The sequence below is a fragment of the Rhizobium sp. CBN3 genome (assembly GCF_030518245.1).
GTDB classification, from domain to species: domain Bacteria; phylum Pseudomonadota; class Alphaproteobacteria; order Rhizobiales; family Rhizobiaceae; genus Rhizobium; species Rhizobium aethiopicum_A.
Genome location: NZ_JAULSE010000012.1, coordinates 75,090 through 98,479, shown reverse-complemented (window position 1 = coordinate 98,479; position 23,390 = coordinate 75,090). Strand labels below are relative to the sequence as shown.

The window sequence follows — 23,390 nt, the reverse complement described above, 5'->3', positions numbered from 1 at the left end:
GACATCGGGACAAAAATTCAGACCGGATGCCTGCTCTCCACGATCAATCGCAGCTTTGCGGCGATTTCGCCTGCAACGAAGAAGGCATGCTCGGTCACCTGCGGCAGCCCCATCAGTTCGCCGAAAGTGCCGCGCGCCAGCGGGCCGGAGATCAATAACGAAGGCTCCGCCTTGCCCGACGGACCAATCGCCTCCGACTGCTCGGTGCAGGCAAGGCCGAGGCCTGTGGGATCGAGCGACAGGTGGCCTCTTGCGGCAAGCGCCGCGAGCCAGGGCTGGGTTTCGAGAATGCCGCCATGCGCCGGCCCGGTGGTGACGACGACGGCGTCATAGCTCCGCTCCAACGGCTGGCGCCGGTGGCGCGGCTGCAGGCTGCAAACGATAAGCTCGCCTTCAATGCGCGCATCGGCGACCGACCCGGCAAGGATTTCCAGGCGGCCGGCGGCAGTCGCCGCGTCGAGCACGGCTTCCACCTGCGGCGCGATGCGGAACCGATGCACATCCCAATAGGGACGCAGATGACGGACGAGACGGCGCCGTTCGGCGACCGGCAGCGCCTGCCAGAGATCGTGTCCCTGCGCCCGCACCTGATCAATCACGCCGTGCCAGCTTATGCCCTGCGCCTTCGCGGCCTCTATGTCGGCGCGGATCCTGACAAGCAGCGCAAGGGCGGAATGCGCGGCATGGGAGACGAAGTCTCCAAAGAGCTGCTGCGGTATCGGCGCATGGCCGCGCGAACGCAGGCCGCGGCGCGAGATCGCCGTCACAGGCCCATCATGACCGCACTCGGCAAGAGAGGCGATGACATCGGCGGCGGTCAAGCCGTTGCCGATGACCAGCACCCGGTCATGCCGGCCGATCACGCCGAGCGCGCCCGGCTTGGTGGTATCGGCGACGAAGCGGGGATGGGCCGCCAAGCTGGCGGCAAGCCGGCCGGGCGCTGCCGGCGGCGGATGGCTGGTGGCGATTGCAACTATATCGGCCTCAGTCACCCCGCCTTTGTCGTCCTGGATCGACCAGCGGCCGCCCCGGCGCTCAAGACCGATCACGCGGGCGCGGTTGTGCAGCACGACGCCTTCTTCCTGCAGCGGCTTGAGAAGCGAGGCGACATATTCGCCGAAGAGCCGGCGCCGGGGGAAGAGCATGCCGTCCGGTTGCCTCGCCCCTGGATCGTCCGCGACGGCATCGCGGGCTTCGATCCAGGCCTGGAACTCGCCCAGATCGTCGGGCTGCAGGCTCATCTTGGCGGCGGGAACATTGATACGGTGTGCCGGATCGTCCGTATCATAGGCAAGGCCGCGGCCGAGCTCCGCGCGCGGTTCGAAGACCATGATGACCGGGGGCTCACCGCAATTTGCCCTGGCGAGATGATAGGCGACGCCCGCGCCGGAGAAGCCGCCGCCGATAATGGCGACGACGGGTTGTTCAGACATCGGGAGAGGCTTCAGATGCATGACGGCCGGGATATTCACTTTCGATGCCCGAGCATAGATGCCGGACATTTCCCACGCAATCTCCCTCTCCCCAATTGTCTAGGTTTCGAGTGCGGCCCCTATCTCGCTATCGTGGTCGAGAATTCGGGAGTGCCGCGGATGGTGTTGCTGACCGTGCAGATCTCGTCTTCGGCGGCATCGACGATCTTGCGGCGGGTCTGTTCGTCGACATCGCCCTTGATCGAGAAGACGATGTTGAATTTCGCAACGCGTGAGAGCCCTTCCGGCGCCTTCTCGCCGGTGACGTCGGCCGTGATCTCGCTGATCCTGTCGAGAACCCCCATCTGACTGGCTGCAATGCGGGCACTGAGCACGAGACAGGCCGAGAGCGAGGCATAGAGCAGATCGAGCGGACTGAAGCCCGGCTGAGAGGGTGCGGTGACGATATCGATCTCACCCTTGGTGGTGGACGTGACATGCGGAAAGCCGGTACGGCCGAGAGTGGCGATAGCACCTGTCGGACGGGGGCGAGCCTTGAGATCGGCCATGAAAAAATCCTCTGACAACAGCCTCGCAGAGATAGCGAGTTGCGCCTCGGCCTGCAACGGCGGCGCAACGCTTGGCAACGGAACCTTTCCATTCGTTATCAGTTCACTACACCTGAACGAAATCAGTGACAAAGGTGCATAGCGATGCCGCATGCCCGCAACATGCATCGCCAGAACCGGCGGATGGACGCCCGCGACCGGCTGATCGTCGCGCTCTATGCACAGCTGAAGGCAGAGCGGGAAACGCGCGAGACGCTGGAATGGGCGATCCGCAACGGCGCCATCTCGCAGGAGGTGCTTGAGGCTATCGCGGCCGATCCGGTTCCCGTCGTCACCAGCGAGGACATCGCCTCCCTCGAGAAAATCATCGCGCTCGATGAAAGGCGCAAACCAAATCGGAACTAGGCGTGATGCCGAAGCGTGCGCGGTTTTCGGCCGGCATCATGCCATCGAACTGAAAAGAGGAGATCCGAAATGGCTGACATCACCTATCAGGTCGTGCCGCATGACAATGGCTGGGCCTACAAGCTCGGCGACACGCTGTCGGAAACCTATGCGACGGCCGAGGAAGCAATTATCCACGCCAAGGATGCTGCGTCACGTCAGAAAATCGGCGACGGCGACGCGTTGCTCGCCTATCCTGCACCCGACGGCGGCTGGGCGTTCCAGGAACTCGAAACAGATAAGAGCAACAGTCGTCTGTGATTTGCAACGGAGGATGGCATGGCCGCGCGGGCAAGCTGGAAGGGTCATCTGAAGGTAGGCGACCTTGCTTGCGCCGTCGGGCTCTACACAGCCATCTCCTCCTCCGACCGCGTTTCCTTCAACATCATCAACCGCAGGACCGGCCACCGGGTGGAACGGCAATTCGTCGACAGCGAGACCGGCAAACCGGTCGAGCGGGACGATCAGGTCAAGGGTTATCAGATGGAGAATGGCGACTACATCGTCATCGAAGGCGATGAGATCGCAGAGATCGTGCCGGAGAGCGACAAGGTGCTCAACGTCAAGGCTTTCATCGCCTATGACGATATCGACAAGCTTTATTTCGATCGCCCCTATTACCTCGCACCTGCCGACGAACATGATGAAGAAACGCTGTCGCTGATCGTCCGCAGCATGCGCGACGGCAAGGTCGCGGCGCTCGCCCAAGCCGTGCTTTTCCGGCGCATCCGAACGCTGCTGATCCGGCCTCATGAGGGCCACATCATCGCGACCACGCTGAACTTCGACTATGAGGTGCGCTCGGCCGAGGCAGTCTTCAAAGACATTCCCGACATCAAGTTCGACAAGGAGATGCTCGAGCTCGCCGGTCACATCATCGAGACCAAGCACGGGAGCTTCGATCCGAGCGCCTACGAGGACCGCTACGAGGCGGCCCTCGTCGAACTGGTGAAGGCAAAGATCGACGGCCGGGCGCCGCCGAAGAAGAAACCGGCGCCCGAAGGCAAGGTCGTCGACCTGATGGAGGCGCTGCGCCAAAGCGCGGGGATGAGCGGCAAGACGGCGAAGAAGGCGTCGGCAAAGAAGAAGGCGCCGGCGCGCAGCGATAGCCAAAGGAAGAAGGCAGGCTGAGATGGCCCTCGAGACCTATCAGGCGAAGCGCAATTTCAAACTCACTCCGGAGCCACGTGGTCGCTTGGGCCGCAGCAGCGGCAACAGTTTCGTCATCCAGAAGCATGACGCAACGAGGCTGCACTATGACTTCCGGCTGGAGATGGATGGGATGCTGAAGAGCTGGGCGGTGACCAAAGGGCCGAGCCTCAACCCCGAGGACAAGCGCCTTGCCGTACACGTCGAAGATCACCCGCTTTCCTATGGCGATTTCGAAGGCATCATTCCAAAAGGTCAATATGGCAGCGGCACTGTCATCGTCTGGGATCGCGGCACCTGGACGCCGCTCGGCGATGCGCACATGGACTATCGCGAGGGCCATATGGAATTCGAGCTCGATGGCGAAAAGCTGAAGGGTCGCTGGCACCTCGTGCGCATGCATGGCCGGCCGGGGGAAAAGCGGGAGGACTGGCTGCTGATCAAAGGAGACGACGCCGAGGCGCGTCGCGACGGCGACATTCTCAAGGAGCGGCCGGAATCGGCAAAGACCGGCCGCCAACTCGAAGAGGTGGCGGAAAATCCGGATGCGACCGGGGAGTTCAAGTCGAAAGACGGCAAGGCGATTGCCGCCAAAACACCGGCGGCAAAGGCCAAATCTCCGGCGCCCCGAGAACGCGACTGGCCGAAGGGTGCACGCAAGGGCGCAATGCCCGATTTCATCGAACCGGCGCTTGCCAAGCTGAAGCCGAAGCCGCCGGCTGGTGACCGCTGGATCCATGAAATCAAGTTCGACGGCTACCGGCTGCAGGTCAGGGTCGAGAACGGTAAGGTCAAAATGTTGACCCGCAGCGGCCTCGACTGGACGGAGAAATTCGGCAGCGAGGTGCTCGAGGCCTTTGCCGCCCTGCCGGTGCAATCGGCGGTGATCGACGGCGAAATCGTCGTCGAGCGCGATACCGGCGCCTCGGATTTCTCAGCGCTCCAACGCGATCTCAGCGAAGGCCGTGATGATCGCTTCGTCTTCTATGCCTTCGATCTTCTGCACCTCGACGGCCACAGCCTGGTCAATGTGGCGCTGATCGATCGCAAGCAGTTGCTCGAAAGCCTGCTGCCCGACGACAACGACAAGCTGCGCTACAGCGGGCATTTCAACGAAAGCGGCGGCCTGGTGCTCGACCATGCCTGCCGGCTCAGCCTCGAAGGGGTGATTTCCAAACTGCGCGACAGCAAATACACGTCGGGACGCAAAGGCGATTGGATCAAATCGAAATGTTCGCACCGGCAGGAATTCGTCGTCGGCGGCTACGTGCCGTCGACATCGATGAAGAATGCGATCGGCTCGCTGGCGATGGGCTATTACCAGGACGGCGAACTCAGGCATGTCGGGCGCGTCGGCACCGGGTATACGGCGGCAACCGCTCAACTGCTTTACGAGAAATTGTCGCGTCTGACGCAGAACGAGAATTCATTTGACGACAAGCTGACATCAGAGGAGCGGCGCGGGCTGATCTATGTGAAACCGCAGCTGGTTGGCGAGGTCGAATTCCGCGCCTGGTCGGCTGATGGCAATCTGCGCCATGCGGCCTTCCGCGGCCTGCGGGAAGACAAGCCTGCGAAGGACGTGACGCGTGAGACGGAAAAGACCATGGCCCCTGCCCTGCCGAAATCGGCTGTGAGACTCACCCATCCCGACCGCATCTACTGGCCGGACGAGGGTGTTACCAAGGAGGGGCTGGCCAATTATTACGCCCAGGTCTGGCGCTTCATGGCGCCTTTTGTCGTCAACCGGCCGCTGGCGCTCCTGCGCCTGCCGGACGGGATCAATGGCCGGCAGCGGTTTTTCCAGAAGCACGCCTGGAAGGGCATGAACCCGCATATCCAGGAGATTACCGACCCCAAGGACAAGCAGGGGGAGAAGCTGCTCAGAATTACCGATTTCGACGGCATCGTGGCGCTGGTGCAATCGGCCGCGCTTGAAATCCACCCCTGGGGCACAACGACCGGCAATTGGGAAAAGCCCGATATGATCACCATGGACCTCGATCCCGGCGACGAGGTGGCGTGGGCAGATGTGATCGCCGCTGCTTACCAATTGAAGGAGCGGCTGGAGGCCGAAGGCCTCGCCGCCTTCGTCAAGACCTCGGGCGGCAAGGGGCTGCATGTGGTGACGCCGCTCACGCCGAAGGCCGGCTGGGCCGAGGTGAAGGGCTTCGCCAAATGGCTTGCCGACAGCATGTCCGCCGACGATCCCGACCGTTATCTGGCGACGGCGACGAAGGCCAAACGCAAGGGGAAGATCTTCATCGACTATCTCCGCAACGGTCGCGGCAATACGGCGGTCGCACCCTATTCGACACGGGCACGGCCGGGTGCTGCGGTCTCGATGCCGCTGGAATGGAGCGAACTCACGGCCGATGTCGGGCCAGCCTATTTCACGGTTGATAATACGCCAACCCGGCTCGACGCGTTGCCGCAAGATCCCTGGGACGGATTTTTCGCCGCGGCGAAGCCGTTGGAAAAGAAGAAGCGGTAGAAGAAGCCTTCCCAGCTCCAACCTTTTGGATTTACGCAATTCCGGACGGAAAACCGCTTCGCACTTTTCCTGGAATTGCTCTAACGCGACTTCCGCCCGCCTTCCGCCGTCAGGCTCTTCTTCAGCGCATCCATGATGTTGATGACGTTGCCGGTCGATTTTACTGGTGCGGGTTTTTTGGCGGGTGCGGCCTTCTTCAGGCTCTTCTGCTTGTTGCGGATGATCGATTTCAGCTGCTTCTGGATCGGGTCCTGCACCATGGTCGGGCTCCAATCCTTCGTCTCTTCCTTCACCAGCCGCTTCATCAGCGTCAGCAGCTTGCTGTCGACCTTCGCCTTATCGTCGATTTCGGCCGAGGGTTCGCGCACCTCGTCGCCATAACGCAGAGTCCAGAGCACGATGCCCTTACCTTGAGGCTCCAGGAGAACGGCGCGCTCGCGGCGATAGAGAACAAGGCGGGCAATGCCGACGACGTCATTTGCCTTCATCGCCTCGCGGATGACGCAGAAGGCTTCCACTCCGACCTTGTCCTCCGGCGCCAGGAAATGCGGCTTGTCGTACCAGACCCAATCGATCGAGCCGCGCGGGACGAAACTCTCGATATCGATGGTGCGGGTGCTTTCGAGCCCGACCTCCTCGATCTCCTCATCTTCGAGAATGACATAGTCGTCCTCCCCGCGTGGGAAACCCTTCACCTGGTCACGGTCAGCCACCGGCTTATGGGTGACGCTGTCGACATAGCGGCTTTCGACACGATTTTTCGTCTGGCGATTGAGGACGTGGAAGCGCACCTTGTTGCTTTCGGTTGTCGCCGGCGTCAGCGAGACGGAGGCGGTGACGAGCGAGAGCTTGAGATAACCTTTCCAGAACGTCTGACGTGCCATGACTGTCCTGCCCTCCCGAAGCGATGGAACTTGGCAATCAACGGCAAAAACCGGCCTTCGGTTCCAGGCCCGGCATTGCCGGCAGCACTTGGCTCAGATCGAGAGATACCGCTTCTGCCACGGCAGCTTCTTTTCCTCCCATGCGCGCGGCGTGAACTTGTCATAGGCGGTTTCGGCGATCGCGAGCATCCAATTGCGGCCCTTACGGGCCAACAGCACGCAAGACAATTCCATGCCAGGCGCGACGGCAATCGACGGCCGGTTGGCGCCAGGAATATCCAATCCCTTGTCGCGCCACTGGATGACGATCTCATCGGGCTCGGATGTCCATTCCCCCGAGGCAACCGAGGCCTTGCCGTCGGAATTGAAGCGGAGCGGCGGCGCCACGACGTTCAGAAAGCTGCCGTCATTATGATAATTGCCGTCGATCTGACCGCTGGTGGCTTCACCCTTTCCCTTCAGAACCATGTCCTGGCCGCATCGCATGAATATGTTGCGCCGGAAGCTCCCCGACCATGGCCGATTGGCGAAGAAGGCGATGTCGCATCCGTTGATGACGTTGTCGTGGATGTCGATGTCCTTGCGAAAGGCCCGCTCCTGGTCGGAAAAGCCGCTCAGGCTGATGCCGCGATTGTTGTTCTCGATCCAATTGTCATAGACATGATGGCCGGTACGGTCTGCCTTGTCGCCGATGCCGTAGCCGAAGGAATAGTCGTTCATCCTGCCGTCGCGCATGATGTTGCTGCGCACCACGGCATCATCGCCGACCGATGAAAAGGAGAAGTTCTTGCCGCCGATGAAATTGTACTCGACGAGATAGTTGCGGGTTTTATCGCAGACCAGGGCACCTTTGTTCGAGGTGCTCGTCGGCGACTGCAGGAAGAGGTTGCCGCGGATCACGACGTCCGAACTGATATTGTCGTCGCTGTTCTGATAGGCGAACTGGCAGCAGTCCGCGCCCTCGCCCGGAGCCGCCCCCATGCGATTGTTTTCCAGAAGAACGTTCTTCGTCTTCGTCAGATAGATGCCGTCGCCCTTGACATTCTCCGTTTCACAGCGCCTGACGACGAGGTTGTTGCCGTTGTGAAACTTGAAGCCACGAGGCGAGTTCTTGACGATGACGTCTTCGACCACCGTATCGGAAAACACCTGATAGGCGACGCCGATATCCTCTGCCCCGTCGATGACCTCAGCCCGGGTAGACGCGCCGTGAACTTTTTTTCGCAGGACTGCAGGCATCGGATCTCCATCGACGCGGTTACCGCAGCGCTGCGCATCTTCTCAGATGCGCCAAGGGTGCGGCTAGGCTTTGAGCTGCTGCAGCATTATCCTTAAATCAATTCCGATCTAAGACATACGCTGTCGCGTTGAATTAATGCAGGGCATGTGGCAGGAGTTTGACGGCCTGCCTCGACTTCACACGCTGCCATGCGACCTCAGAGGCCCACGCCTGGCGGTCGGTCACCGCGTTTCGAGTATCCGCATCAACCGGCCGCGATAGCTGTCCAAGATGACGGCAAGCACGATGACGGCGCCGATGACGATCGGCTTGATGTTGTCGTCGGCGCCCAGCAGCTGCAATCCCGTCGACAGCACCTGCAGAATGCAGGCACCGACCAGCGTTCCGACGATCGAGCCCTTGCCGCCCGAGAGGCTGGTTCCGCCGATGATGACCGCGGCGATCGCATTCAATTCATAACCGATGCCCGCAACCGGACTGCCGACATTGAGGCGGAGCAGATAGACCATGGCCGCGATGCCGGCCGTCAGGCCGGAGATGGTGAACACCGCGATCTTGTAGCGTTTCGGCTCATGTCCCGACAGCCGCACAGCCTCTTCGTTGGTGCCGATCGCGAAGACGAAACGCCCGAACACGGTGTAACGCAGCACGAACCAGCCGACGAGGACGACGACGATCGCAATCAGAAAGATCGACGGGAAGATCCCCCCGAAGATCAGATTTCCGAAATCGACAAACGGCTGTGGCAGGCCGGTGATGGTGGAGTTGTCGCTGACGACGCGGGCGAGACCGCTGGCGACATTCAGCATGCCGAGCGTGACGATGAAGGACGGCAGCTTCCACTTTTCGCAGACCCAGCCGTTGATGGCACCGAGGACCGCGCCGGTGCCCATCGAGGCGAGTGAAGCGAGCACAATCGCCTGCCAGGGCGAGAGCCTGGGGTCGTTCATGATCGTCGCGCCGATCACCGTGCAAAGGGCCAGCAGCGAACCGACCGAGAGATCGATGCCGCCAACCAGGATGACGAAGGTCATGCCCGAGGCAAGCACAGTGTTGATGGCAATCTGCACGAAGATCTTCAGGAAATTCTCCGGCGTGGCGAAATAGGGCGCCGTCGCCGAGAAGAAGATGACGATCAGGATGAGGGCGATGGCAACGCCTGCCTCTTTCATCGAGATCCGGATCAGCTTGTCCCAGAAGCCTGTTTCTTTCGCTTCGACCTTGGTTTCAATGTTGCCGGACACGACTGTACTCCTTGTAAGCGAGTGAGAGGATCCTGCTCTCTTCGAATTGACCCCGCGCGATTTCGCCGGCGATCTTGCCGTCCGACAGGACGATGATGCGATGGCAGATGCCGATGAGCTCCGGCAGATCCGAGGATACGACCAGAACACCCTTTCCTTCCGCGGCAAACTTCCAGAGAAGCTCGTAGATTTCTGCCTTGGCGCCGACATCGATGCCGCGGGTCGGCTCATCGAAAATCAGCACTTTCGGACCACGGAACAGCCATTTGGCGATGACCACCTTCTGCTGGTTGCCGCCCGAAAACGTTCTGACCAGCTGATGGACGGATGGCGTTTTGATGCGCAGCTCGCGCACGAGGCGCTGTGCGTTTTCGTTCTCCATCCTGCGGCTGATCAGCCCCTTGCGGGAGATCTTGCCGAGATCGGTGACCGTGGTGTTTTCCGCGCAGCTCATGTCGAGCATCAGGCCCTGCAGCTTGCGGTCTTCGGTCGCCAGGCACAGGCCGGCGGCAACCGCATCTTTCGGCGAATGGATCGCAACCGGCTCGCCATCGATGCGGATTTCGCCGCCGGCTTTGGCGTCGGCGCCGAATATGGCGCGGACCGCCTCCGTCCGGCCGCTGCCGACAAGCCCGGCAATGCCGACGATTTCTCCCTTTGCCACCGAAAACGACAATTCCGGGCTGTTGCGCGTCACCTTCAGGCCGGAGACGCCAATCGCCTCGCCGAACACTGCGCTGTCGCTGCGAAAGACGCCGTGATCCGAGAGCGTTCGCCCGACCATCAGCTCGACGATATCGGGGATGGCCAATCCCGACAGCGGACGCGTGATGACATGCTGGCCGTCGCGCAGCACCGTGACATCGTCTCCGACTTCGAAAATCTCCTCGAGCCGGTGCGATATGTAAAGCGTCGTCACCCCACGCGCCTTCAGACGCTTCAGGATTTCGAACAGCCGGTCGACTTCCTTGGACGTCAAGGTTGCCGTCGGCTCGTCGAGAACCAGCAGCTTGCTTTCGTAGCAGAGCGCCTTGGCGATCTCGAGCAGCTGCAGCTGCGCGACGCTGAGGCGACTGGCGAGCGTCGTCGGCGCCACATCAAGGCCGACTTCCGCCAGCAGTTCGGCCGCCCGGCGGTTCATCTGTCGGTAATCCACCAGGCCGTATCGACGCGGAAGATGCTCGAATAGCAGATTTTCGGCGACGCTGAGATTGGAAAGGGGGTGGAGTTCCTGATGGATGATGCGGATGCCGGCCTTGAAGGCCTCCAGCGGCGAGGCAGGATGATAGGGCCTGCCGTCAAACGAAATGTGGCCATCGTCCGGCTTGAAGACGCCGCCCAGCAGGTTGATCAAGGTCGACTTGCCTGCGCCGTTTTCGCCAAGCAGGACGTGGCCCTTGCCGCGGCCGATCCGCATGGAAACGTTCCTGAGCGCGACGACGCCCGGGAAGCGCTTGCCGATCCCTTCCAGCTTCAGGATGTGGTCATCTGCTGCGTCCGACACGTCCACCTCGTGCATGATCTGTTTGAATTCGATGGCCATCATCCACACATGCGCACTCCGAAAGCCGCAACGAGCGCCATCGGGGTGATCACCATGCAGTCGGGTGGCAGCGGAGCGCCGGCAGCAGCCGGCGCTTCCTTTTGTCTTAAACCAGTCGGCGATGGCGATTATTTGAGGTCGCCTGACGTGACGAGCTTGATGTCGGTCTTGACCCAGCCGGTGAACTTTTCGCCGGCAAGTTCACGCATGCCATAGTCGATGCCCATGACCGCCATCTGCGCGCCATATTGCTCGACGGTGGCAAGCATCTTGCCGTCCTTGATCAGCGGCTGCACCGGCGGGATGTTGTCGAAGCCGACGACCTTGATCTTGCCGGCCTGGCCGGTTGCATCAAGAGCCTTGACGACGCCCAGCGCCATGGAATCGTTGGCCGCCATGACACCTTGAATGTCCTTATACTTCGTCAGGAAATTCGTCATGACGGTGTTGGCTTCTTCCGTCTCCCAATGGGCGGTCTTGCTGTCGAGAAGCTCGAGCTTGCCCGACTTGACGGAGTCCATGAAGCCTTCCTTGCGCTCCTTGGCGTTGTCGGCCTCAGGATTGCCCTCGAGAATGACGACCTTGGCGCCCGCCCCCAGATCCTTGGCCAGCGCGTCGCCGGCGAGCTTGGCGCCTTCGCGGTTGTCCGGGCCGAAGAATGCCAGGTCGATGCCGGCTGCCTTCTTGGCATCGGCATCGAGCGGCACGTCGATGTTGATGACCTTGACGCCTGATTTCACGGCCTTTGCAAGCGGCGTGGCCATCGCCTTCGAATCGGCCGGAGCGACGACGATGATGTCGTATTTCTGCGTCACGAAGTTCTCGACGGCATCGACCTGAGCGGCAAAATCACGCTCGTCCTTCATGCCGACGGCCTTGAAGTCGAACTTGTCCTTGTTCTCGGCCGCATATTTATCGGCACCGGCCTTCATCTGCTTGAAGAACTCATTGGACAGAGACTTCATGATCAGGCCGACCTTCGGCTTGCCGGCCGCGAAAGCGGGCGACACGCCGCAGGACAGTGCGAGCACCAAGGTGCCGGCAAGTCCAAGCTTCAATGCCGCACGGCGCGGCGAACGCATCAGGACGGATTCACGCTTCGTAGATTGGGACATTTCTCTCCTCCGAACGGTTCCGGGCCTATCCTCACCTGAGTACCCTCATGATGAACCGTTTCCAACAGCACTTGAGTAACAACGGTCCGCGGGATTGTCAAGGCAGCCAAAATGGCTCGATATAGGAGAACGCGGCACCAATCCTGACTTTCTCGAGACTCGATGGTGAACCGTTTCCATTGAATGCCGGTGTTCCTCGTGTTATGCAGACGACGTCAAATTGACTGCGGCCCTTTGACGAAGGCGATGGAGACCGTTAGCTGAAGCCCGATCGGGTGCCTCCGCGTCCCCGAGACTAAAAATGAAGGGACATGTTCTTCCATTATGCCAAAGGTCGGAATTCGAGACGTTGCCAAACTTGCCGGCGTTTCCACCGGAACTGTCTCGCGGGTCCTGAATGACCATCCCGCCGTGACGGATGAGCTGAGGGGACGCGTCAGACGCATCATCGACGAGCTCGGCTATATGCCGGACCCGTCGGCCCGAAGCATGCGCAGCAAGGTCAGCCGGCTCATCGGCATCGTCATTCCCGATCTCACCAATCCGTTCTTCTCGGAACTCGTGCAATCCGCCGAACAGGCGGCGGCGAGCCATGGCTACAACATCATCGTCATGACGTCTTTTGAAGATGCGGCCAAGGAGGCAGACCGCATCGGGCAACTGACAAGCCGGAAAGTCGACGGCATCATCCTCGTTCCCAGCAATGATTTCCATACGCTAAAGCTGCCGAAGGGACTGCCGATCGTCGTCGTCGACCGTCTCATGCCCGGATATTCCGGCATCGCCTCCGACCACCGCGCCGGCGTACGTCTCGGCGTCGAGCATCTTTTGCAGCTCGGCCACCGCCGCATCGGCTTCATCTCAGGCCCCAGACATTCCGTGCCTGCCAATGACCGCCTCAAGGGTTACCTCGACGCCATGGGGCAACCCGACGACGGCGGACCAAGCCAAGGGTCGCCGCTGATCGCCGAGGGGGCTTTCGACTATGAAAGCGGGCGATCGGCGGGAAACTATCTGCTGGCGCGCGCCCGCAGCGAAAGGCCGACCGCCATCTTTGCAAGTTCGGATCAGCAGGCGATCGGCTGCATGAGAGCGGCGCATGATCTGGGAATACCGATACCCGCAGCGCTTTCTATTGTCGGATTCGACGGCATCCCGCTCTCGAGCATGACCACGCCGCGGCTGACAACCGTCAAGCAGCCGATTCAAAAGATTGCCGCAGCGGCGGTCGCCGTCCTGTTGAACCGGCAACCGACACCAGACCTCGACCACCCGATCCTGCTCGCCTGCGAGCTTTCGCAGGGGGAAACGACCGCTCCACCGCAACCCGATTGAGCGTCGGCGGCAGGCCTTTCGTATAGTTTTCCGCCGCTCACTTGGGCTGCGGATCCGTCGCAACGCGCGGCGATTCCTCCCATCACCACCATGACTACCGCCGGCGCTCCAAGCGTCCGCGTCCGACCTTGCGCCGACATCCCGAAGTGAATCCTGTTGACGGATATCCTACAAGTGGATATGTCTCTAGCATCTCCACTTCAGACGAATGAGAACGCATGTCGCTGAAATCCATGAAGCCCCTCACCCGTGCGCCCCTTCTCCACGTCTCCGTGCAGGAAAGCCTGCGCGCCTATATAAGCGACAACGGATTGAAGCCCGGCACGCTGCTTCCGGCCGAATCCGACCTGGCGAACCAACTCGGTGTCAGCCGCAATTCCCTGCGCGAAGGCATCAAGGCGCTGGAATCGCTGGGTGTGCTGGAATCGCGCCGGGGTGTCGGCATCTTCGTAAAGGCATTCTCATTCGAGCCGCTGCTCGACAATCTCGCTTATGGCCTCGGCGGCGCGTTGCGCCAGATCGAAGAAGTGATCGAGATCCGCCGCACCCTCGAAGTCGGGCTGATCGGCAAGACGCTTGAAATGATCGGCGACGACGATATCGCCGAGCTGCGCGCCACGGTGGAGCGCATGCGGGTGCATGCGGAGCGTGGACAATCCTTTGCCGACGAAGACCAGCGTTTCCATACCCTGCTCTTCCGCTGCCAGAACAACGTGACCCTTGCCCGGCTGATCGACGTGTTCTGGCTCGCCTTCTACAAGGCGTCCGATTTCGTCAACCTCGACAACATCGACCCGGTCGCGACCTGGAGGGATCACGCGGCGATCGTCGACGCCATCGAGGCTAAGGACGTCGCGGAAGCGCAGAAGCGCCTGGACCGCCATTATGACGGCATTTCCCGGGTGATCGCAGCCAACAAGAAAAGTGCAAATCTGGGAGGAGCACAATGAAACGACTGCAAAGACTATCATCGGCCATCGCACTGACCGCTTTGATGGCGACGACCGTCGTCCCGGCCTTCACCGGCCCCGCGCAGGCAGCCACGCTGTCCGGCGGCTTCGATGTCGGGCCCGGCGGTTTCCAGGGCAATTTCAATCCGCTCGCCGCGACGGGCGGCTTCACGTGGCTCAGCGTCTATTTCGAGCCGCTGGTGACCTATGACGAGAAGCTCGAGAAGGTCGTCGGCCAGCTCGCCTCGTCCTATGAGGTCAGTCCCGACCAATTGACCTACACCTTCATGCTCGCCGACGCGAAATGGCATGACGGCAAGCCTTTCACGGCAAAGGACGCCAAGTTCACCATCGAGCTCGCCAAGAACGCCAAGGCCGGCTCCGTTCTGGCGGCGCGGCTGAATGCCGTTTCCTCGGTTGAGGCCAAGGACGACAAGACCCTGATCATCAAGCTCTCGGCCCCGTCCGCAAGCCTGATGGACACGTTGACGAAGGTGATGATGCTGCCGGAGCACGTGCTTTCGCAGATCCCTGCCGATCAGCTCGCCAAGAACACATGGTGGTCCACCACGCCGATCGGCACAGGGCCGTTCAAGTTCAGCAAATATGTCACCGATCAATATGTCGAACTTGTCGCCAACACCGACTACCGCGGCGGCAAACCGGCGCTCGAAAAGATCATCAACCGCTATTTCGCCAATCCGGCAGCGGCGATCGCCGCACTGCGCGCCGGCGAGATCCAGTTCACCTATGTCGATTCCAACGATCTGAAGGCCTTCAACGACAATAAGGATTTCCGCGTCATCGAAGGCAATTCCTTCGTCGTCAACTATCTCGGCTTCAATCACGACTCGCCGATCTGGAGAGATGTTCGGGTCCGTCAGGCGGTGATGTACGCGATCAATCGCGATGCAATCATCCAGAGCCTCTACGGCGGCGCGGCGAAACCTGCAAACTGCGCCTATGTCGCCGATCAGGTGGTGCCGAAAGGCATCGAGACCTATGCCTATGACCCGGAGAAGGCCAAGCAGCTGCTGAAGGAGGCCGGCTGGGATGAGATCAACGGCAACAAGCCGATCACCCTTCTGACCTATTACACGACGCCGCTTGCCACCAATGTCATGGCGGCGGTGCAGGCGATGCTCGCCCAGGTCGGCATCAACGTCACGCCGCGCGCCGTCGATACCCCGACCTATAACAGCATCGTGCTCAATCCCACACCCGACGTCGCGCAGTTCCAGATGGTCTATGCCGGCCTGCAGAACGGCCCGGATCCGGGGAGCATCAATGTCGGCCTCAACGAAAAGCAGATCCCGCCGGCGGGCCCCAACGTCGCGCGCGTGCGCATGCCGGTGCTGACGGCTGCTCTCGACGCAGCGCTTGGCGAGACGGATGCGGCAAAGCGCGACGGCCGCTACCAGGAGGTCTGCCAGGTGATGAACAAGGAATTGCCCTGGGGTCCGCTGTGGGTGGCGAAACGTTATGGCGTCGCCTCCGCCAGGCTGAAGGACTTCGTCTGGACCCCGGCCCCCGGCGGCGGCCCTTATCAGGCGCATCCGGAGAAATGGGCGATCGCCGAATAGGGCGTCACGCATCCTGAGAAGCAAAGGGCGGGTCCGCGCGTCTTTCGAGGTGCAGTGGGCCGCCCGCACAGGAACGGATTTCATGCTGAGATACAGTCTCCGGCGGCTGCTGATCGGAGTGGGCATGCTGCTTGCCTTGAGCGTGCTGATCTTCGCCATGCTGCGCCTCACGCCCGGCGATCCGATCGACGCCTATATCGATCCCAATATTCCGATGTCCTCGTCGGATCTTGCCGAGCTGCGCGCCACGCTCGGACTCGATCAGCCGCTGCCGGTGCAGTATCTTGGCTGGCTGCGCCAGGCGCTGACGGGCAATCTCGGCTATTCGATCAAGCGGCCCGACCAGCCGGTGCTCGGCCTCGTGCTCTCGCGCGTCGGCCCGACAGTCCTCTTGATGGGATCCGCGATCGTGATCGCGATCGTTGCGGGAATCGCCACCGGCATCGTCGGTGCGGTTCGCCGCAATTCCGTCGCCGACCTGTCCTTGTCAGTCTTCGCAGTCACCGGTATTTCCAGCCCACCCTTCCTCAGCGCTCTTGTCGGCCTCTATTTCTTTTCGGTCTATTTCAACTGGATGCCCTCCGGCGGCATGCTGACACCAGGCCAGGAATTTTCCGTCGCCGACCTTCTCCATCACCTGATCCTGCCCGCGACATTGCTCGCCGTCGCCCAGACAGCGCTGATCATGCGCTATATGCGCGCCTCGATGCTGGAGGTCCTGAACCAGGACTATGTGCGCACCGCCCGCGCCAAAGGCGTCTTCGAATTCTGGGTCATCACCAAACACGCTTTGCGCAATGCGCTGCTTCCCGTCATCACGCTGATCGGCTCGACGATCGGGCTGGCGATCGGTGGCGCGATCTTCATCGAAAGCGTCTTCAACTGGCCGGGCATGGGCCTGCTCATGGTCGATGCGGTGGAGGGCCGTGACTATCCGGTCATCATGGGTTCGACACTGGTGATCGGCGCCTGCGTGATCTTCGTCAATCTTCTGACCGACCTTGCCTATGCGGTGGTCGATCCGCGGATCAAGGTGGGCTGAGCGATGCTGGCACGAAGCCCCGCCCGCAGCCCGGGTCCGATCGTACGCTCCCTGCATCGCTTCCTGCTCAACCGGACCGCCTTGCTCGGCCTCTGCATGATTGCGCTGATGATCGTCGCGATCCTTTCCTATCCGCTGTGGTGGAGCTTCAAGCCCAACGACATCGATCTGCTGGCGATGAATGCCCAGCCGGGACCGACACACTGGTTCGGCACCGATGGGGTCGGCCGCGACATCCTCGCCCGGGTCCTGGACGGCGGCCGCATTTCGTTGCTGGTGGCCCTCACCTCGACGGTCATTTCCGCCATCATCGGCTTTCTGGTCGGCGCCGTCTCGGCGCTTGCCGGCCGCTTTGCGGATGCGGTCACCATGCGTTTCGTCGATCTCGTCATGACGCTGCCGCCGGTCATCTTCCTGCTGGTGCTCGCCTCGATCGCCGGCACCGGCATCTGGCCGACGATCTTCGTCATCTCGCTGCTTTCCTGGCCTCTGCTGGCGCGAATGGTGCGTTCGCGGCTGCTCGAACTTCGCGAACGTGACTTCGTGATGGCGGCAAGAGGCATGGGGGCGGGCCTGCCGCATCTCCTCCTCCGTCACGGCCTGCCGAATTCAATCGACATCCTCGTCGTCTTCGCGACGCTGCAGATCGCCAATGCCATCCTGCTCGAGGCCGGGCTTTCCTTCCTCGGGCTCGGCATTGCGCCGCCGGCGGCAAGCTGGGGCAACATGCTGAATGCCGCCCGCTCTACCGCCGTGCTCGAACAATACCCCTGGCAGTGGCTGTTTCCCGGCGGGTTCCTGGTGCTTGCCGTCCTTGCAATCAACTTCATTGGCGATGGTCTTCGCGATGCCTTCGACCCTCGCGCCGAATTAAACTGACGATCGAAAGAAAGCGAAAATGAGCAAATTCAAGGGTGTCGTTCCTCCCGTCATAACCCCGCTGAACAAGGACTACACGGTCGATTACCCGTCCTACACCCGGGTGCTCGAAAATCTGATCGAGGCCGGATGTCATGGCCTGTTCGTGCTCGGTTCGACCAGCGAGGTGATCTTCCATGACGAAAAGAGCCGGGAGGAGATCATCGAGCATTCGGCCAAGGTCATCAACGGTCGCGTACCGCTAATCGTCGGCGTCATCGACCCGACCACCGACAGGGTCATCAACCATGCCAGGACCGCGAAATCGGCCGGCGCCGACGCGGTCGTCGTCACGGCGCCGTTCTATACGGTCACCAGCCAGGCCGAGATCATCGATCACTTCCGCTATATCCGCGACGCCGTCGACGTACCGCTGATCGCTTATGACATTCCCGTCTGCGTGCATGTGAAACTGCAGCGCCAGACCAGCGTGACGCTTGCGAAAGAGGGAACGATCATCGGCATCAAGGATTCGAGCGGCGACGACGGCAATTTCCGTTACGTGCTGCTCGATCTCGCCGACCACAAGGACGTCTTCCTGATGACCGGCTCCGAAATCGTCGTCGATACGGCGCTGCAGATGGGCGCCCATGGGGTGGTGCCTGGCATCGCCAATGTCGATCCGCACGGTTACGTCAGGCTCTGGAATGCCGCCCAGCGCGGCGACTGGGCCGCGGCCCGCAAGGAGCAGGAGCGCCTCTGCCGGCTCTTCGAAATCGTCTGGGTCGGTGCAGGCCGCGTCAGCGGCGGCGCCGCCGGCATCGGCGCCTTCAAGGCCGCGATGAAGAGCCTCGGTATCATCGATACGGCGCTGATGCCGCGTCCGCGGGCAGCCCTCAACGAGGCCGAAACGGCAAGGATCGACGAAATCCTGCGCGCGACCGGCCTGCTTCCCTGATGGACGCCATGCAACAGACCGCCGACACCATTCTCGACGTCAAGGGACTGCGGACCGTCTTCCGTATCCGCTCGGGCGAAGTGACGGCGGTCAACAGCATCGATCTGACGGTGGCCGCCGGCGAGACGCTTGCTCTCGTCGGCGAGTCCGGTTCGGGCAAATCGGTCACCAGCCTTTCGGTCATGCGGCTTCTGACCCGCAATATCGGTGCGATCGCCGCCGGCAGCATCCATCTGAAGCGCAAGAACGGCGCCGTCAGCAATCTTGTCTCGCTCGCCGAACACGAGATGCGCGCCATCCGCGGCAATGATGTCGGGATGGTCTTTCAGGAGCCGATGTCGAGCCTCAACCCGGTCTACACCATCGGCGACCAGATTTCCGAGCCGATCCGCATCCATCGCCGGGCGGACCGGAAGACCGCGATGGATGCGGCCGTCGCCCTTCTCGACAGCGTCGGCATTCCCGATGCCCGGCGCCGCGCCGGTCAATATCCGCACGAGCTCTCCGGCGGCATGCGCCAGCGCGCCACGATCGCCATGGCGCTTGCCTGCGACCCGACGCTGCTGATCGCCGACGAGCCGACGACGGCGCTCGACGTCACCATCCAGGCGCAGATTCTGGCCCTGCTGCAGAAGCTGCAGCGCGAACGCGGCATGGCCATGCTCTTCGTCACCCATAATCTCGGCGTTGTCGCCGAAATCGCGCATCGGGTAGTGGTGATGTATGCGGGGCGGATCGTCGAGACCGGGCCAGTGGCCGAGGTTTTCCGCAATCCGAGACATCCCTATACGATCGGCCTCATGGCCTCGATGCCGAAACTCGGCGATGCAAGCCGGATGAAGCAGGCGGGTGAAAGGCTGGCGGCCATTCCCGGCGTCGTGCCGAGCCTGATGAACATGCCGGCCGGATGCGCTTTCCAGCCGCGCTGCAAATTCGCCATCGACGCCTGCCGCCTGGCTCTGCCGCCGCTTGCCGAGGTCAATCCGTGCCACCAGAGCCGCTGCATTCGCTGGCAGGAGATCCGATGAACGACCCCCTTCTCTCCGTCCGCGACCTTGGCAAACATTATACGTCCCGCGGGACCAGACTGACAATTCTACAGGCTATTTCCTTCGATATCGGCAAGGACGAGGTGGTCGGGCTGGTCGGCGAATCCGGCAGCGGCAAGACGACGATCGGCCGATCGGTCCTGCGGCTGGTCGAACCGTCGGCCGGCAGAGTCCGCTTCGACGGCACCGAACTCACCACCTTGTCCTCATCCGAAATGCGGCGTCTGCGGCCGCGGATGCAATATATCTTTCAAGACCCGTTCGCGAGCCTGTCGCCGCGCATGACGATTGGCGAAATCCTGACAGAGGGATTGAAGATCCAGGGCCTGGGGACGGCAAGAGAGAGATTGGAACGCGCCCGCCGGGCGCTCGAACAGGTCGATCTTCCGCCGGAGGCCGTCAACCGGTACGCCCACGAATTCTCGGGCGGCCAGCGGCAGCGGATCGGCATCGCGCGTGCGCTGACGCTCGCGCCGGAATTCATCGTCGCCGACGAGCCGGTCTCGGCGCTCGATGTCTCGATCCAGGCGCAGGTGATCAATCTTCTGCGCGACCTGCAGCAGCGCCTTGGTCTGACCATGCTGTTCATCAGTCACGACCTCGCCGTCGTCGAATATATCTGCGACCGGGTGATCGTGCTCTATCTCGGCCGGATCATGGAAATCGCGCCCAGTGCCGAGCTTTACGCCAGGCCGCTGCATCCCTACACGCGGGCGCTTCTTTCTGCGATCCCCTCGCCCGATCCCGATGCGCCGCGCGACCGCCAGATCCTGAAGGGCGATATTCCGAGCCCCGCCAATCCGCCGAGCGGTTGCGTCTTCCGCACGCGCTGTCCGAATGCCCTGCCCGCCTGCGGCGAGACCGTGCCGGAGCTGCGCGAAATACAGCCCGGGCATTTCAAGGCCTGCATCCGTGATGACCTGAACTGAAGGACTTGCGATGACCACCACACCCCGGCGCCACCCGATCGCGGGCAACTGGGCAAGCCTGCTCTTACCGATCGCCGAAGACGACAGCATCGATTTCGAAAAGCTCGCCGAGGAAATCGACATACTGATCGCCGCCGGGGTCGACGGCATCTATTCGAACGGTACGGCGGGAGAATTCCACAATCAGACGGAAGCCGAGTACGAGCGAATTCAGGACGTGCTGGCGTCGCGTTGCCGCGCGGCCGGAATGCCGTTCGTCATCGGCGCCTGTCAGCCGGATCCGATCATCATGCTCGATCGGCTGCGCCGCGCAACTCTTCATAAGCCATTGGCGATCCAGGTGATCCTTCCCGACTGGTGGCCGCTCACCAATCTCGAAGCCACCGATTTCCTGAAGCGCGCGTCGGAGGCGGCGGAAGGAATCCCGCTCATCCTTTACAATCCGCCGCATGCGAAACGTGTCCTGTCGCCAGCCGAGCTCAGCGAGGTTTGCGGCCCCTGCCCTTCAGTGGTCGGGATGAAGATCGCCGATGGAGACGACGCCTGGTATTCGCAGGCACGAGCGCATCTTTCCGAATTTTCGCTGTTCATTCCCGGCCACCATCTCGCAACCGGCATGAAGCAGGGCGTCGCTGCCGGGGCGTTTTCGAATGTTGCCTGTCTTCATCCCCGCGGCGCCCAGGCCTGGACAGAGCTGATGCACCGGGATCTCGACGCAGCGCTTGATATCGAAAGCCGCATCTGCGCCTTCATGGACGATCACATCGTCCCGTTTCGCCGTGACCGCGGCCATTCCAACGCAGCGCTCGACAAACTGCTTGCCGCGATCGGCAACTGGGGTCCGGTCACCACAAGGCTGCGCTGGCCTTACCGCTTTATCGCTGAGCAACAAGCGGTAAGTCTGCGCGATCATGCGCGCCTGATCATCCCCGAGCTCTTCGCTCAGTAGGACCGAACGGGAGCCCTGTGGGATCATGCCGGAATGCGGGCGATGACCTTGATCTCAAAATCGAAGCCCGCCAGCCAGTTCACGCCGATCGCGGTCCAGTTCGGATAGGGCGGCTTGCTGAAAGTCTCCTGCTTGACGGCCATGATCGTTTCAAACTGGTTCTCGGGATCGGTATGGAACGTCGTCACATCCACTATGTCGTCAAAGCTACAGCCGGCAGCCTCCAGCGTCGCCTTGAGGTTTTCGAAAGCCAGCCGGACCTGGCGCTGGAAGTCCGGTTCAGGTGTTCCATCGGAACGGCTGCCGACCTGGCCGGAGACGAACAGAAGATCGCCGGTTCGGATGGCGGCCGAATAACCATGGTCCTCGTAAAGGGCATGTCTGTTCGCCGGAAAGATTGCTTCGCGTCGGTTCATTGTCATCTCGTTTCCTATCATTGGATGAGCAGCAGGCGGAGCTTCACAGGTCCCTATGCCATCTGATATACGGTGCGTATATGAAATAGGCCACATACGGGCGTATGTCAAGCTTCATATACGCACCGTATGTGAAATTGGAGATGAGATGGCAAAAAAACGCAGCCAGACGATGGAGGAAAATCGTGCGAAGCTGATCGCGGCTGCCCGAAAAGCCTTTGCCGAGAAGGGATATGCCGCCGCCTCGATGGACGAGCTAACTGCCGAAGCCGGCCTGACGCGGGGGGCGCTGTACCATAACTTCGGAGACAAGCGCGGGCTGCTTGCAGCAGTTGTCGATAAGATCGACACCGAAATGGCATCGCGCGCCCAGGAGATTGGCGCCCGTGCGGGTGACGACTGGCAAGGTCTGCTCGCAGAAGGCGCGGCTTATATCGAAATGGCGCTTGATCCGGAGGTCCAACGCATCGTTCTGCTCGACGGGCCCGCCGTATTGGGTGATCCATCGCAATGGCCGAGCCAGAGCAGCTGCCTTCAGGCAACCAGGCAGACAATCGATCGCCTTATCGTCCAGGGCGCCCTCAAGCCGGTCGACGCGGAAGCAGCCGCCCGGCTGCTCAACGGCGCTGCTCTGAATGCCGCCCTCTGGATCGCTGCCAGTGACGAGCCGCAGGATGTGCTGCCGAAAGCTGTCGAGGCCTTCGACGCTCTGGCTGCAGGCCTTCTCAAGGCGTCCGCATAAGCTTGCGACATACTGGCGGCAAATCGGGTCTTGTTGGGAGAGATGCGGTGCGGAGTGGCCAAAACTGTCGTCTGTCACCAGTAGCTCCCGAAAACCAGGAAAACCGCACCGACCGCGATGACAACCAGCGCCGGCCAGTTCCGCGCCAAGCTGAGGAACCTCAGGCCTTGGCGTCGCGGTTCGAGCGTGGCGCCGCCTTGCGGCATCAGGTGCGGATCACTCGGCTTTCGACGAAGCGTCGGCCGCAAGAGAAAAACAAGGCCACCAATTATGAGAGCGGCACCAATCAGAACTGCCCACATCGTCACCTCCGTCGGAGATACGTGGTGCGAGTTAAACCAGATCCTGCTGTGATTGTTCCGCTGGCCGATTGGGCTGCTGCTTCTGGTATTTGCGGCTTTTCAAGACAAACGGATTTGTCACTGCCCGACCAAACATGTATTCGATCGCCGAAAAGCTCTTGCATCAACCTTGGCGGCTGTTCT

The 23,390-nt window shown here is 61.5% G+C and carries 23 protein-coding genes; 14 read left to right on the top strand and 9 right to left on the bottom strand.

Annotation, left to right across the window (positions count from 1 at the left end; translation table 11 throughout):
- Positions 1-17 precede the first annotated feature (17 nt).
- Positions 18-1,502, bottom strand: coding sequence for an FAD/NAD(P)-binding protein (locus tag QWJ46_RS19160; protein WP_302752936.1), 1,485 nt, complete (start codon positions 1,500-1,502; stop codon positions 18-20).
- Between the two features lie 50 nt (positions 1,503-1,552).
- Positions 1,553-1,981 (bottom strand): OsmC family protein, encoded by a 429-nt coding sequence (locus QWJ46_RS19155; RefSeq protein WP_184457221.1) that lies wholly within the window; start codon positions 1,979-1,981, stop codon positions 1,553-1,555.
- A 144-nt stretch (positions 1,982-2,125) separates the two neighbouring features.
- Here QWJ46_RS19155 and QWJ46_RS19150 point away from each other — a divergent pair, with 144 nt between their 5' ends.
- From QWJ46_RS19150 to ligD, 4 genes are all read left to right on the top strand, one after another.
- Positions 2,126-2,386, top strand: coding sequence for a hypothetical protein (locus tag QWJ46_RS19150; RefSeq protein ID WP_302752934.1), 261 nt, complete (start codon positions 2,126-2,128; stop codon positions 2,384-2,386).
- A 69-nt stretch (positions 2,387-2,455) separates the two neighbouring features.
- On the top strand, positions 2,456-2,686 hold the full coding sequence (locus QWJ46_RS19145) for a DUF2188 domain-containing protein (protein WP_184457217.1): 231 nt from the start codon (positions 2,456-2,458) through the stop codon (positions 2,684-2,686).
- An 18-nt stretch (positions 2,687-2,704) separates the two neighbouring features.
- Complete coding sequence (locus QWJ46_RS19140) at positions 2,705-3,556, top strand: Ku protein (RefSeq protein WP_302752932.1); 852 nt, start codon at positions 2,705-2,707, stop codon at positions 3,554-3,556.
- Position 3,557: 1 nt separating this feature from the next.
- The gene (gene ligD / locus QWJ46_RS19135; protein ID WP_302752930.1) at positions 3,558-6,068 is read left to right on the top strand and encodes a DNA ligase D; all 2,511 of its coding nucleotides are present in this window, start codon (positions 3,558-3,560) and stop codon (positions 6,066-6,068) included.
- Between the two features lie 80 nt (positions 6,069-6,148).
- On the opposite strand, the gene QWJ46_RS19130 is transcribed toward ligD, so the two are convergent.
- The 5 genes from QWJ46_RS19130 to QWJ46_RS19110 all read right to left on the bottom strand — a co-directional run bounded on the left by QWJ46_RS19130 (position 6,149) and on the right by QWJ46_RS19110 (position 12,094).
- Positions 6,149-6,952 carry a Ku protein gene (locus QWJ46_RS19130; protein WP_302752928.1) on the bottom strand — a complete coding sequence of 268 codons (804 nt, stop codon included), beginning with the start codon at positions 6,950-6,952 and terminating at the stop codon, positions 6,149-6,151.
- Positions 6,953-7,045: 93 nt separating this feature from the next.
- Positions 7,046-8,191, bottom strand: a complete 1,146-nt coding sequence (locus tag QWJ46_RS19125) for a right-handed parallel beta-helix repeat-containing protein (RefSeq protein ID WP_302752926.1) — start codon at positions 8,189-8,191, stop codon at positions 7,046-7,048.
- A gap of 222 nt (positions 8,192-8,413) precedes the next feature.
- The gene (locus QWJ46_RS19120) at positions 8,414-9,436 is read right to left on the bottom strand and encodes an ABC transporter permease (RefSeq protein WP_302752924.1); all 1,023 of its coding nucleotides are present in this window, start codon (positions 9,434-9,436) and stop codon (positions 8,414-8,416) included.
- Positions 9,420-10,955: a sugar ABC transporter ATP-binding protein gene (locus tag QWJ46_RS19115; RefSeq protein WP_302753067.1), complete on the bottom strand. Its 1,536-nt coding sequence runs from the start codon at positions 10,953-10,955 to the stop codon at positions 9,420-9,422. Before QWJ46_RS19115 ends, QWJ46_RS19120 begins: the two co-directional genes overlap by 17 nt.
- 152 nt (positions 10,956-11,107) lie before the next feature.
- Positions 11,108-12,094, bottom strand: a complete 987-nt coding sequence (locus QWJ46_RS19110) for a sugar ABC transporter substrate-binding protein (RefSeq protein WP_302752922.1) — start codon at positions 12,092-12,094, stop codon at positions 11,108-11,110.
- Positions 12,095-12,418: 324 nt separating this feature from the next.
- On the opposite strand from QWJ46_RS19110, the gene QWJ46_RS19105 reads away from it, so the two are divergent.
- The 9 genes from QWJ46_RS19105 to QWJ46_RS19065 all read left to right on the top strand — a co-directional run bounded on the left by QWJ46_RS19105 (position 12,419) and on the right by QWJ46_RS19065 (position 21,747).
- Entirely contained in the window at positions 12,419-13,429 is a 1,011-nt protein-coding gene (locus QWJ46_RS19105) for a LacI family DNA-binding transcriptional regulator (protein ID WP_302752920.1), read from the top strand.
- A gap of 218 nt (positions 13,430-13,647) precedes the next feature.
- Entirely contained in the window at positions 13,648-14,379 is a 732-nt protein-coding gene (locus tag QWJ46_RS19100; protein ID WP_302752918.1) for a FadR/GntR family transcriptional regulator, read from the top strand.
- Positions 14,376-15,962 (top strand): ABC transporter substrate-binding protein, encoded by a 1,587-nt coding sequence (locus tag QWJ46_RS19095; RefSeq protein ID WP_302752916.1) that lies wholly within the window; start codon positions 14,376-14,378, stop codon positions 15,960-15,962. Before QWJ46_RS19100 ends, QWJ46_RS19095 begins: the two co-directional genes overlap by 4 nt.
- An 82-nt stretch (positions 15,963-16,044) precedes the next feature.
- The gene (locus tag QWJ46_RS19090; protein WP_302752915.1) at positions 16,045-17,004 is read left to right on the top strand and encodes an ABC transporter permease; all 960 of its coding nucleotides are present in this window, start codon (positions 16,045-16,047) and stop codon (positions 17,002-17,004) included.
- Between the two features lie 3 nt (positions 17,005-17,007).
- Positions 17,008-17,883, top strand: a complete 876-nt coding sequence (locus QWJ46_RS19085) for an ABC transporter permease (protein WP_302752914.1) — start codon at positions 17,008-17,010, stop codon at positions 17,881-17,883.
- Positions 17,884-17,902: 19 nt separating this feature from the next.
- Positions 17,903-18,820, top strand: coding sequence for a dihydrodipicolinate synthase family protein (locus QWJ46_RS19080; protein ID WP_184457191.1), 918 nt, complete (start codon positions 17,903-17,905; stop codon positions 18,818-18,820).
- 8 nt (positions 18,821-18,828) lie between these two features.
- Positions 18,829-19,848 carry an ABC transporter ATP-binding protein gene (locus tag QWJ46_RS19075; protein ID WP_302752913.1) on the top strand — a complete coding sequence of 340 codons (1,020 nt, stop codon included), beginning with the start codon at positions 18,829-18,831 and terminating at the stop codon, positions 19,846-19,848.
- Entirely contained in the window at positions 19,845-20,798 is a 954-nt protein-coding gene (locus QWJ46_RS19070; RefSeq protein ID WP_302752911.1) for an ABC transporter ATP-binding protein, read from the top strand. Before QWJ46_RS19075 ends, QWJ46_RS19070 begins: the two co-directional genes overlap by 4 nt.
- Before the next feature lie 10 nt (positions 20,799-20,808).
- A complete protein-coding gene (locus QWJ46_RS19065; RefSeq protein ID WP_184457185.1) occupies positions 20,809-21,747 on the top strand; it encodes a dihydrodipicolinate synthase family protein in 939 nt (312 codons plus the stop codon).
- Positions 21,748-21,770: 23 nt separating this feature from the next.
- Here the strand turns inward: QWJ46_RS19065 and QWJ46_RS19060 are convergent, their stop codons facing one another.
- Positions 21,771-22,163, bottom strand: coding sequence for a RidA family protein (locus tag QWJ46_RS19060; protein ID WP_184457183.1), 393 nt, complete (start codon positions 22,161-22,163; stop codon positions 21,771-21,773).
- A gap of 148 nt (positions 22,164-22,311) precedes the next feature.
- Here QWJ46_RS19060 and QWJ46_RS19055 point away from each other — a divergent pair, with 148 nt between their 5' ends.
- The gene (locus QWJ46_RS19055; RefSeq protein WP_184457181.1) at positions 22,312-22,905 is read left to right on the top strand and encodes a TetR/AcrR family transcriptional regulator; all 594 of its coding nucleotides are present in this window, start codon (positions 22,312-22,314) and stop codon (positions 22,903-22,905) included.
- 74 nt (positions 22,906-22,979) lie between these two features.
- Here QWJ46_RS19055 and QWJ46_RS19050 read toward each other — a convergent pair whose 3' ends face one another.
- The gene (locus tag QWJ46_RS19050) at positions 22,980-23,207 is read right to left on the bottom strand and encodes a hypothetical protein (RefSeq protein WP_184457179.1); all 228 of its coding nucleotides are present in this window, start codon (positions 23,205-23,207) and stop codon (positions 22,980-22,982) included.
- Positions 23,208-23,390 lie beyond the last annotated feature (183 nt).